Source organism: Halanaerocella petrolearia (assembly GCF_054657875.1).
In genome coordinates this window covers 405,634-417,887 of the sequence record NZ_BAAHXW010000001.1, presented here as the reverse complement: position 1 = coordinate 417,887, position 12,254 = coordinate 405,634, and the positions used below count along the sequence as shown (strand labels likewise).

The following is a 12,254-nucleotide window of genomic DNA, read 5'->3' as shown; positions in this document are numbered from 1 at the left end:
TATATAGTAAAGACCACAGATTAGCTATTCTGTGGTCTTTTATATTTAATTATTAAATGTAACTGGTAAAGCAGTCTTAACTTGTGATAATATTTTCTGAGATATGGTTGCTGCAATCACGCATAATAGTAGATCACCTGGAACTGGTACTAAGAATCCAATCTTTATTGCCTTCATAATCCCAAAACTCTTTCCAGCAATAAAGTTTAGATTTAAATAAAGATAGGCTACTCCTATAATATAAACAATAATTAATCCAGCTAAATTAGCTATTAAATAATTAGAAAAGTTTTCCTCTTCCATCTTTTCTACTAAAAATCCAATTATGTAAGCTCCAAGAGCAAAGCCAATTAAGTAGCCAAAGGTATGTCGGAAGATATAACTTGGCCCGCCTCCATGAGCAAAGATTGGGATACCTATTAAACCAGTTAAGATGTAGACTAGTTGACTTAAAAAGCCTAGCTTACTTCCTAATAAACTACCAGCAAATAATACAAATAACATTTGTAGTGTAAAAGGTACATAGGGGATAGGAATCTTAATAAATGCTCCTACAGCAGTTAAGGCAGCAAACATACCTACTAAGATAATTTCTTTTACTTTTAAGTTCATAGTTAACTCCTCCTTTTCAATTGTTATCCTTCTATATAAAAAGTTGACGATATATTAATAATACCAAGTGGCTAAGATTTTGTCAACTGCTTATTAGATAGGTTGACAAATGTATTATTTTAAATCTATCTCTGCTTTAGTTGGAACTGAAAATTTAAGAAAATAAGATAAAAATCATTTTTAAAGCAGGAATTATTACTGTTTTAAGGAATAACTTAAGTGGTATACAATAAAAAGTAAGAAATATAGTTATATTTATATAAGGAGGCAGAAAAATGGAACCAATAAAACTGACTGATGATATCTATTGGGTAGGAGGTATTGATTGGGATCTTAGAGACTTTCATGGCTATTCGACACAACGTGGCTCTACATACAATGCTTACTTAATTGTGGATGATAAAGTAACATTAATTGATACTGTTAAGCATTACTTATATGATGAGATGATAGAACGTATTTCAAAGGTGATTGATCCAGCAGAGATTGATTATATAGTATCTAATCATGTAGAGATGGATCATTCAGGAGGATTGCCTAAATTAATGGAGGTAGCTTCTAATGCTACAGTAGTTACTTCACCTAAAGGAAAGTCTGGATTGCAAAAACATTATCAAGGAGATTGGGACTTTAAACTTGCTAAACCAGGAGAAGAATTAGACTTAGGAAGCAGAAGTCTAAACTTTGTTTTAACTCCAATGGTACACTGGCCAGATAATATGGTTTCTTATTTACCAGAAGAGAAGATTTTATTCTCTAATGATGCTTTTGGGCAACATTTAGCTTCTTGTGAACGTTTTGATGATCAATATCCACTTGATATTATTACTGAAGAGGCTAAAAAGTATTATGCAAATATTGTATTACCTTATGGTGCTCAAGTACAACGAGCTTTAGATACAGTAGGTGATTTAGACGTAGAGATGATTGCCCCATCTCATGGAATTATCTGGCGTGACAATATTCCAGAAATTATCAGTAAGTATCAAAAATGGTCGGCTAATGAAACAGATGAAGAAGCTGTAATTGTGTATGGTACTATGTGGGATTCTACAGAAGAGATTGCCTATGCTATTCAAGATGCTTTTGAAGAGTTAGGAATTAAGGCTCAAATGTTCAATTTAGAGACAAATGATAGATCTGATATTATGACTGAAGTAGCAACGGCTAAGTATATCTGTGTTGGATCGCCAACATTAAATAATAATCTACTGCCAGATGTATCGGCTTTCTTAACTTATATGAAAGGGTTGGCCCCTAAGAATAGACTTGGACTCGCCTTTGGATCTTATGGTTGGGGTGGTCAAAGTGTTGGCCAAGTAGCTGAAGTCCTACAAGATGATTGTAATTTTGAGTTACTTGATCAGCTAAAGGTACAATATGTTCCTGGTGAAGATAAATTAGATGAAATAACTGATAAAGTAAAAGATAGCATTAAAGAAAATAGTTAATATTAGATAGTAAGTGGTAGTTTATGATCATAAACTACCACTTTTTTTATTGTATTTAGGTTGTTGAAAAGAGTAATTTTGCTATCTGATAAAAAAATGAATTTATTCAATGCAATAATTTTAATATATTTTGTCGATTTATGACTAAAATAGCTAGAAAGCAGCATTAATTAGCTTATTATGAAGATTTAATTAGAAAAATGAAGGAAAAAAGGATCTTAATCTATAATTTATTATATATAAATAATGGAAATAAAAATTATTAATTTTTAGTAATAATATATAACTTTATAGGGAGGTGATGGAGTGGCTGAAGAGGATTCTAAATCAGAGTTAAATATTAGATTTGATTATAATCTAGATTTACATATAAATAAATTAAAAAGTATGGTTACTAAAACAGAAGAGTTTTATGGTCAGATTTCTGAGAGGTTACCTGATATTGAATCAGAAATTGATAATACAATAGAAGAGACAGAGTTGTTGATTAGTTATTTCACTAGGAACAATAAAGCAGATAAAGAAATAGTAGAAGACTTACAAATGATAAAAATGATTAAAGATTTAAAAGAAAAAATCAATAGAGTATATAAGATCTTTGCAGATCAGGAAGATGTATCAGAGATTTTAGCTGGATTTATTCAAGGAAGTAATCAAGAAGAGGCTAAGTTTTTACAAATTATTGCTTTGATTGATGAACTGAATGAATTATTAACTGATTTAGAGAACTTATCAATCAATTCAATTATCTTTTCTGTTTCGGCTGGTAAAAAAGGGGCTGGATTTAGAGTTGTTTCTAATGAAATCAATAATTTGTCTAATAAAATTCAGGATAGATATGAATTAATTAAAGAAAGCATTTTAACCTTACAAGATTGGCATTCTGATTTTACTAGTAACTTACATAAGTTAATGAATATTGAAGATGAAATTGTTAGGGAATATAAAAAAGAAGTGGGGAATTTATTTTCAGTAGTGTTAGATTCATTACAAGTTACTGCAGATAACCTAAATCAGTTTATAAATCAAGTTAATAGGGCAGTAGAGCCTATTCCTCAGATTATAGTTTTATTACAGAAACAAGATATAATTCGGCAGAAAATAGAAAATTTAATTGATATTTTTGTTACTTTACAGGATGAGATTGATATTTTAGATTTAACAAGGAGCAAAACAAGTGAAATTCTAAATAAATTAGTCTTTATTATTGATGTAGCCAGTTTAGCTAAAAAGCTAATGGAGAATATCTTACTACAATTAGATGAATCTTTATTTGAGATTCAAGATAAATTTCAGCAGATGAAAATTGATTTAGAAGAATTAGAAGACGAAAGTGAATTGTTACAAGGTGATATGGATTTAAGTTATCAACAATTAATTGATTATCTCCCCGATTTAACTAACCAACTAATAGAGTTAGATGTAAAATATGAATATTTAATCAATAATCAATCTCTTTTCTATTCTAATCTAGAAGAGATTACAGATCATTTTACCCAGATTACTCCAATTGCTAATAGATTTAAAAAGGTTAAGTTATTAGCTAAAATTGAATTTGCTCGTTTAGATAAGAAGGACAAGTCATTTATTCAAGATATAGCAGAAGCAATTGATGACTTTGTAAAGTTTAGTAGTCAAAATCAGGAGTTGTATAATAGTTTGAAAGAAGAAATGTTAATAGACTATCAAGAGTTTATTAATTTGGTTCAGAAAAGTCAAAAAGATATAAAAAAGTCTAGTCAGTGGATTAAAGAATCTGAAAAAGATTTATTAAGGGCCAAGGATAGAATAAAAGAAGCTAATCAGGCTTTACATCACTCAGTTAATACTTTGGTTGAGGAGATAATAAATGTCAATCAAGCAGCAAAAGAAGTATCTAATCTAGAAGAGATAGGAAGAGATGTTATTGATTTTTTAGTTAAGTTAGAAGATAAAGCCGAAGAATTAAAAGGTCATTATCTATCTCAGGTAGATAATGATAGCTGGGAAGAAAGTAATCAACGATTACAGGAAATTGAAGAGAAGTTTACAAGCTATTTAGAAAGAAAGACAGCCCAAGAAGAGATTAATGACTTAGAGATTGATGTAGGAAGTGAAGGTGGAGAATTAACTTTATTTTAGGTCTGAGGTGATAAAGTGAGTAAGATAAAGTTGGCCCTTCCTGAGGAGTTAATTATTTATAATGTATCAACTTATAGAGAAGAGATACTAGATAATTTATCTGATGAAGAGGAGTTAGTTTTGGATTGTAAGCAAGTAGAAGAAGTTGATGCAGCTGGAATTCAATTATTATTATCTTTACAAAGAATGGCTTTGAAGAAAGATTTCAGATTATATTTAGAAAATGTAAATCCTAAATTTAGATCAACGTTACAGTTAGCTGGAGTAGAAAAAGTTATAGGGAGGGAGTAGTAGATGAGCAAAAAGGTAATGATTGTTGATGATTCTAAAACTATTCGTACTTCTGTTAAGTATACACTATCTAAAGAAGGTTATGAAGTTGTGATGGCTGAAAATGGTCAAGTAGGATTAGAGAAATTAAGAGGATGTAATACAAGACAAGAAAGACCTAACATGATTATTACAGATGTTAATATGCCTCAGATGGATGGGATTAGTTTTACTGAAAAAGTAAAAGAAGATAGACAGCTTAAATTTATTCCTATTTTAATCTTAACTACTGAATCACAAGCTAAGATGAAAACGAAAGGAAAAGAAGCTGGAGCAGCAGGTTGGTTAGTTAAGCCTTTTGACTCTCAGCAGTTGATTAATGTAGTTAAGAAATTTGTAAAATAGGAGGATAAAGATGGCTGATGAAGAATTACTTCAGGTATTTATTGATGAAGCAGAAGAAATATTAACTGATTTAGAAACAAATTTAATAGAATTAGAAGGAAGTCCTCAAGATAAGGAGTTACTTAATAGAATCTTTAGAGGGGTTCATACCTTAAAAGGAAGTGCTGGTTTAACAGGGCTGACCAAGATAGAAGATTTTGTTCATCACGCAGAGGATTTATTAGATCAGTTACGGAATGAAAACTTAAAAGTTGATTCTGATATAATTAATTTGCTGTTAGACACTAGGGATTTACTTGAAGAAATGGTTCAAGAGATAATCAATCCTAATTGCCAAATTAAAACAAGTAAGGTAGCAGAGATTACTGATAGCTTACAGAAGTATATTAATTCTACTGATGAGGTTGGTAAAGAAGATGTATCAGTAAGATCTGATTCTAAAGAAAATATTTATAAGATTACTCTCGATTTTAATTCTGAGTTATTTCAGACAGGAACAGATCCTCTATTATTATTAGAAGAGTTAGATAATATTGGAGAGATTATAGATAGAAATATTAATTTAAGTAAGATTCCTCAGTTAGATAAATTGGATCCTGAAGAATGTTACTTAGTAATAACCTTAATTATTAAGACTGAAGAGCCATTGGCTGAGATTAAAGATATATTTGTGTTTGTTGAATTTGATAATAAAGTAGAGATTGAAGATGTAACTACTAATTTTGATCAAGAATTAGATTTAAGTCTGGCTGATAAGTTAACAGGAGAGATTTTAGTAGAACGAGGAATTATTGACCAAGATGATGTTGAATCAGCTCTTAATCAACAGAATAAGTTAGGAGATATTTTAAATAAAGAAGGTAAAGTAACTAAAAAACAAGTTGATCAAGTAGTAGAAGAGCAGCAAAAAAGTAGAAAAGTTAAAGAAAAGAGTACAATTAAAGTGGATACTGAGAAATTAGAAACTTTAATGAATTCTATGGCTGAATTAGTAATTAGTCAAGCTAAGGTACGAGATCTAGTATTAGAAAAAGGAGATAGCTCTAGTTTAGAAACAATGAATGTATTAGATGAAGTAGATAAACAGATTAAAAGTCTACAAGAAGAAATAATGAAAGTTAGAATGGTGCCTATTGGTGATACTTTCACCCGTTTTAAGAGATTAGTAAGAGATCTCTCTAAAGAACAGGGTAAAGAAGTTAAGTTAGAGATTAAAGGAGAGGAGACAGAATTAGATAAGACATTAATTGAACAGATTGGTGATCCTCTTAAGCATATGATTAGAAATTCTATTGATCATGGTATTGAGTTGCCAGCAGAGAGAGAAGAGAAAGGAAAAGTAAAGGAAGGAAGAGTTACTTTAAATGCCTATCACCAACAAGGTAAAGTGATTATTGAAGTTAAAGATGATGGGCAAGGCTTAGATCAAGAAGCAATTAGAGAAAAGGCAGTTAAACAAGGCTTAATAGAGTCAGAAAAAGATTTAACTGAAAAAGAAGTCTATCAATTGATTATGGAACCTGGATTTTCTACTTCAGAAGAGATTACTGAAACTTCTGGACGAGGAGTAGGTATGGATGTAGTTAAGAGTAATGTAGAGAAGTTAAGAGGTAGCATTAGTATTACTAGTCAACCTAATCAAGGAACTACTTTTAAGTTAAAATTACCTTTAACTTTAGCTATTATTGATGGTATGGCAGTCAAGATTGGTGAAGAATCATTTATTATTCCTCTCAATTCTATTGTAGAGTTTTTGCAACCTTTGGCCCGAAATTATAAAACAGTTAAAGGTAAGGGTGAAGTTATTGAGATTAGAGATGAGTATATTCCCTTAGTTAGATTATATAAATTATTTGCCTTAGAACCAAATGTAATTGATCCAACTAAAGGTATTATAATTGTTGTTCAAGAAGAGAATCATAAAATCTGTTTATTAGTAGATGAGATATTAGGTCAAAGACAGGCGGTAGTAAAGAGTTTAGAAGATAATTTTACTTATGTAGAAGGAATGGCTGGAGCTACTATTTTAGGAGATGGTAATGTAGCTATGATACTTGATATTACTACAGTTACTGAGATGGCTAAAAGGTAAGTGATTTTAGGAGGTGAAAGTATGGAAAGAAAAGCAGATGAAATACAGGATAATACAATGAATATTTTAAATCAACAACTGACTAATATTTCAGCTGAAAATCAGTTTTTAACTTTTAAAGTAGCTGATGAAGAATATGGAGTAGATGTACTAAAAGTACAAGAGATCATTCGTTATCGAGAACCGACTTCAGTTCCTAATACACCTGATATTATTAAAGGAGTTCTTAATTTTAGAGGTGAAGTGATTCCTATAATTGATATTAGACAGAAATTTAATTTTTCCTTACGAGAATATGATAACTTTACAGTAATTATTGCGTTAGAAATAGGAGATAAAATTATAGGAGTTATAGTAGATGAAGTATCTGATATTGTTAGTTTTTCAGTCGATGATATTCAAAGTGAATTAGAGTTTGGTTCTAAAATAGATACAGAATATATTAAGGGTATGGCTAAATTAGATAAGCGATTAATTATATTATTATATCTAGATAAATTACTTTCTTTTGCAGAAGAGGAAGCTGTAGGTCAAATAGATGAAGGAGAATTTACACCAGAATAGCATTGAAAGTGTGATATTGATGAATAAGTTAAACTCAAGAATTTTCAAAAAATTAAGTAATTTAATCTACCAAGAAATTGGAGTCAATTTACCTGATAAGAAGAGGGCAATGGTTAATTCTCGTTTATCTAAACGGTTAAGAGAACTAGGGTTGGATAATTATGAAACATATTATCAGTACTTATCTGATAATAAATCTGAGTTAATACAGTTATATAATATTTTAACTACTAATACAACTCATTTTTTTAGAGAAAAGCATCATTTTGAGTTTTTAAAAGAGCATATTCTGTCTGAAATTAAAGTAAGAAGAGATAGAAAGATAAGGTGTTGGAGTGCAGGTTGCTCTAGTGGACAAGAGCCATATACTCTAGCTATTGTTTTAGCTGATTTTTTTAATAATTCAGATTGGGATAGCAGGATTTTAGCTACTGATATTAATACAGAAGTCTTAAAAATAGCTAAGCAAGGTATTTATAGTAAAAGGCAAGTTAAGAATATTCCTTATGATACTTTAGTTAAATACTTCAAGTTAGGAACAGGTAAAAACAAAAATTTATTCAAGTTGAAAAGAAGACTAAAACAGATAGTGAATTTGAGAAGATTAAATTTAAACCAGTCAGAATATCCTATCAAATCAAAGCTAGATTTTATATTCTGTCGCAATGTCTTTATTTATTTTGAAAAAGAAACAAGAAATAAGATACTCCATCGTTTTTATCATCATTTAAGAAAAGGAGGTTATTTATTTTTAGGACATTCCGAATCTATTAGACAGAATGAGCAAGTTAATAATTGGAAACTTGTAGCCAAAACTACTTATCAAAAACTATAAATTAGGGGGTAATAATATGATTAAATGGTTTAAAGATAGATTAACAGTTAGAAATAAACTATTATTATTTGTTTTAATCCCTTTAGTTACAATTTTGAGTACTCTATTGTATAATAATTATTACACTATTTTAAGTACCATTACCCAGACTGTTGAAAAAGATGCCTCTCGTTTGGTTTCAGCAGATACAAAGGTAGTTGATAAATGGTTACAAGCAAAGAAGGATAAAATTAAAGAGCTAGGAAATTCGCTTGATTTAGAAACTAACTGGAATCAACATCAAGAAGAAATTTGGAAAACCTTAAGAAAGTTAGATGATAAGACATTAGATAAAAATTTTGCTAACCTGATGTTAATTGATAGACAAGGACAAGCTTGGACGACTCAAGATAGGAATAGGTATAATTTAAGTAATAGAAGTTATTTCAAACAAGCTATTAATCAGAATAGAATAATAATTGGCGACCCAGCTAAATCTAAATTAACTATGCAGAATATATTTCCTATTGCAGCTCCTATTAAAACAGATAATGGTCAGACAGTTGCTATTTTAGTTGGAAATGTATTATTAAAGCCACTTCAGGATATAGTAGCAGATTTTAAATTAGGCGATTCTGGTTATGGTTATCTAGTACAAGACAATGGACTGTTAATTGCACATCCGGATTCAGCTTTAAAGCTGAATTTAACAGATACAAGTAACTCTACTGTAACTCAAGAATTGGCTAATATTGTACACAAGATGGTAGCAGGACAGCAAGGAGTAGATCGTTATGCTTTTAAGGGAACAGACAAATATGTTTATTATCATCCTCTTTCTGAAGCAGATTGGTCTCTAGCTTTGACAGTTTCTGTAGATGAGTTAACAGTAGCAGCTGACAAGATTATCAAGAGATCAATTATTGGTTATGTTATTTTATTTGTTATTATTGCAGTTGTATTATTCTTAGTTTCAAGTTCAATTTCTAAGACTATTGATAATATTCAAGAAGTATTATCTCAGGTATCTGAAGGGAACTTTACTGATAAAGTAGAGCAGATAAGCAATGATGAATTAGGAAAGATGGCTATTGATTTAAACGATACTATTGATTCTTTACGAGGAATATTAGAGAAAGTAAGGTTGTCTGCTAGTAATGTCTCTAATGCAGCAAATGAAATTTCAGAAGGTAATCAAGATTTATCCAATCGAACTCAAGAGCAAGCTTCTTCTTTAGAAGAAGTATCTGCTACAATTGAAGAAATTACTTCTGCTATACAAGAGGTAGCAAGCAATTCTGAAAGTGCCAATGAATTAGCAGATGAGACTATGGAAGCAGTAGAAGATGGTTCAGAAGTAGTGGAAGAAACAATGGTTTCTATGTCTAAGATTACTGCTAGTAGCAAAGAAATTGCTGATATAATTAATACTGTTAATGATATTGCTTTTCAGACCAACTTATTGGCTTTGAATGCAGCAGTAGAAGCAGCAAGAGCTGGTGAACATGGTAAGGGATTTGCAGTAGTAGCAGCAGAAGTAAGAAATTTAGCTAGTAGAACTGCTGAATCTGCTGAGGAGATAGAAGAACTAATTACTAATATTATTAATCAGATTGAAGATGGTAATGAATTAGTAGAAGAAACTGGAGAGGCTCTAAACCAAATTATTGAGAATAGTGAACAGACTTCGCATGCTATTACAGAAATAGCAGCAGCTATGCAACAACAATCATCAGCTGCTAGTCAGATTCAAGGAGCAGTGGAAGAGTTAAATCAAGTAACTCAACAGAATTCTTCTATGGTTGAAGAAATGTCTAATTCTAGTGAATCATTAAATAGTGAAGCTAAAGATATGTTTAAGGTTGTTGGACAGTTTAAATTAGGTGATCAGACTATAGCTAATAAAGAAGGAATAGCAAAACAAGTTAATGATAAAGTACAAGATTTTAATAGACAACAACAGCTAGAAGAATTGGAATCTGAGATGGATGAAAATTTTAATGAAGATGATTTTGAAAAGTTTTAATTTTACTGCTGCTGGGTGACCAGCAGCTTTTTAATTATTTTGGTAAGGAGGTATTACAATGGGCCAACAAATAAAAGTCTTAATAATTGATGATTCATCACTAGTTAGACGCTTTTTGCAGCAGACTTTAGACAGAGAAGATGATTTAGAAGTAGTTGGAGCAGCAGGTGACCCTTATAAAGCAGTCAAGAAGATTAAAGAACTTGCTCCTGATGTCTTAACTCTAGATATAGAAATGCCAAGAATGAGTGGGTTAGAATTCTTACAAAAGTTAATGAGAACTTATCCTCTTCCAGTAGTTATGATTAGCAGTCTAACTAATCAAGGGAGTAAAGAGACTATTAAAGCTCTAGAGTTAGGGGCAGTTGATTTTGTCGCTAAATCTGATTTAGCAGATAAAGAAAAGAAGAGAGAATTCCAGAGGGAAGTAATAAATAAAGTTAAAATGGCTGCTCAGGTAACGGTAGAAAGAAATATAAGACGCAGTAAGAGTAATCAACAGGATAAATTATTAACAGTGAATAATAGTGAATCCATAAAAGACAGAATAATTGCCATTGGAGCTTCAACAGGAGGAGTAAAGGCACTAAAGAAGTTATTGCCACTTTTTCCTCCAGATTCACCACCAATAGTAATTATTCAGCATATGCCACAAGGATTTACTCAATCTTTTGCTCAAACTTTAGACCATGCTTGTAAATTAGATGTTAAAGAAACTAGTATAGGGGACCAATTGCAGATAGGAGAGGCTTTAGTAGTACCAGGTAACTTTCATCTTACAATTAAGAAGGAAGATAGAGACTATTATGTAGAATTGAATCAAGGGCCAAAAGTCAACTATCAACGTCCGGCAATTGATGTTACTTTTAAATCATTAGCTCAATCATTTAAGGATAGGACTATAGGTATCTTATTAACTGGAATGGGCCAAGATGGAGCCCAAGGGTTGAAAAAAATTAAAGAGGTAGGAGGTTATACTATAGCTCAAAATAAAAAGACAGCAACCATTTTTGGCATGCCTAAAGAAGCTATTAGGTTAGGAGCAGTAACTGAAGTTGCTAGTTTAGAAGGAATAGCAGATAAGGTTATTTCAAAGTTAAATGATTCATAATTTAAAAGAAACTACAGTCTTCTTAATTGGGTCTAATGTAGGGCGCCAAATTTCTACTGCTTTAGCTGTAGTAGAGATAGGTTTAGGAATACCATCTAAAGCAAAACAGAGTTTTTTTAACTCGGATTTAGGCATTGGATTAGTTGCGAAAAAGTTATTTACTAAAGTAATATGGAATTTCCAGTTATTATAATCATTAATTGTAGAGATGCCAACTTGATTTAATCTAGCATTTAATGCGTCAGCCAAGTCAGTAAGAGATTTAGTTTCATTAACATTTAGTACTATATAGTTGTTATCCATTTTAAAGCATTTTAGATTATCTATAGTTATTTGAACTTTATCTACAGTATTGATTATATTAGAAATGATTTTCTGAGCTAAAGGAAGATTTTCTTTATTAATTCGATTTAAAGTAATATGTAGTTCAGGATAATTATCATCTGAATATAAATTATATTTTTCAGCTATTGATTCTTGAAGTCGTAAAGCTGGAGTTAAGTCTTTTCGTGGTAAAGTTAACACAATAAATAATTCTTCAGTTAGTGGATTATCTGCCATAATTTAGTCCTCCATTTGTAGTTATATAACATATTTTAATATATAAAGCTTTAAATAGCAAATTTGTTAATTGTTAATGAGGTTTAATCCACTAAAAAATCCAGATTAGTGAACTAATATTCTTATTTTAAAATTCCAGTTTCTTTAGCCATCCCAATAGTTTCTTCAAACTCTTCAGTACTAATATATTTGACAAATAAACATATTAGTATTATTATTACAATTAG

The 12,254-nt window shown here is 30.5% G+C and carries 11 protein-coding genes; 9 read left to right on the top strand and 2 right to left on the bottom strand.

Translation table 11 applies throughout. From position 1 onward, the window contains the following. Window positions 1–45: 45 nt before the first annotated feature. A complete protein-coding gene (locus ACYQ39_RS02230) occupies window positions 46–612 on the bottom strand; it encodes a biotin transporter BioY (protein ID WP_459840244.1) in 567 nt (188 codons plus the stop codon). A gap of 275 nt (window positions 613–887) precedes the next feature. Between ACYQ39_RS02230 and ACYQ39_RS02225 the strand changes: the two genes are divergently transcribed. The 9 genes from ACYQ39_RS02225 to ACYQ39_RS02185 all read left to right on the top strand — a co-directional run bounded on the left by ACYQ39_RS02225 (window position 888) and on the right by ACYQ39_RS02185 (window position 11,466). Then, entirely contained in the window at window positions 888–2,063 is a 1,176-nt protein-coding gene (locus ACYQ39_RS02225; RefSeq protein WP_459840243.1) for an FprA family A-type flavoprotein, read from the top strand. 306 nt (window positions 2,064–2,369) lie between these two features. After that, a complete protein-coding gene (locus ACYQ39_RS02220) occupies window positions 2,370–4,184 on the top strand; it encodes a hypothetical protein (protein ID WP_459840242.1) in 1,815 nt (604 codons plus the stop codon). A gap of 15 nt (window positions 4,185–4,199) precedes the next feature. Continuing rightward, window positions 4,200–4,475, top strand: coding sequence for an STAS domain-containing protein (locus ACYQ39_RS02215; protein ID WP_459840241.1), 276 nt, complete (start codon window positions 4,200–4,202; stop codon window positions 4,473–4,475). 3 nt (window positions 4,476–4,478) lie between these two features. Then, on the top strand, window positions 4,479–4,859 hold the full coding sequence (locus ACYQ39_RS02210; RefSeq protein WP_459840240.1) for a response regulator: 381 nt from the start codon (window positions 4,479–4,481) through the stop codon (window positions 4,857–4,859). 10 nt (window positions 4,860–4,869) lie between these two features. Beyond that, a complete protein-coding gene (locus ACYQ39_RS02205; protein ID WP_459840239.1) occupies window positions 4,870–6,951 on the top strand; it encodes a chemotaxis protein CheA in 2,082 nt (693 codons plus the stop codon). A 21-nt stretch (window positions 6,952–6,972) separates the two neighbouring features. After that, on the top strand, window positions 6,973–7,515 hold the full coding sequence (locus ACYQ39_RS02200) for a chemotaxis protein CheW (RefSeq protein ID WP_459840238.1): 543 nt from the start codon (window positions 6,973–6,975) through the stop codon (window positions 7,513–7,515). Next, window positions 7,490–8,350 (top strand): CheR family methyltransferase, encoded by an 861-nt coding sequence (locus ACYQ39_RS02195; RefSeq protein WP_459840237.1) that lies wholly within the window; start codon window positions 7,490–7,492, stop codon window positions 8,348–8,350. Before ACYQ39_RS02200 ends, ACYQ39_RS02195 begins: the two co-directional genes overlap by 26 nt. 16 nt (window positions 8,351–8,366) lie before the next feature. After that, the gene (locus ACYQ39_RS02190) at window positions 8,367–10,355 is read left to right on the top strand and encodes a methyl-accepting chemotaxis protein (protein WP_459840236.1); all 1,989 of its coding nucleotides are present in this window, start codon (window positions 8,367–8,369) and stop codon (window positions 10,353–10,355) included. Window positions 10,356–10,413: 58 nt separating this feature from the next. Then, on the top strand, window positions 10,414–11,466 hold the full coding sequence (locus ACYQ39_RS02185; RefSeq protein ID WP_459840235.1) for a protein-glutamate methylesterase/protein-glutamine glutaminase: 1,053 nt from the start codon (window positions 10,414–10,416) through the stop codon (window positions 11,464–11,466). On the opposite strand, the gene ACYQ39_RS02180 is transcribed toward ACYQ39_RS02185, so the two are convergent. Further along, the gene (locus tag ACYQ39_RS02180) at window positions 11,461–12,027 is read right to left on the bottom strand and encodes a 2'-5' RNA ligase family protein (RefSeq protein ID WP_459840234.1); all 567 of its coding nucleotides are present in this window, start codon (window positions 12,025–12,027) and stop codon (window positions 11,461–11,463) included. The two genes, ACYQ39_RS02185 and ACYQ39_RS02180, sit on opposite strands and share 6 nt — an antisense overlap. Window positions 12,028–12,254 lie beyond the last annotated feature (227 nt).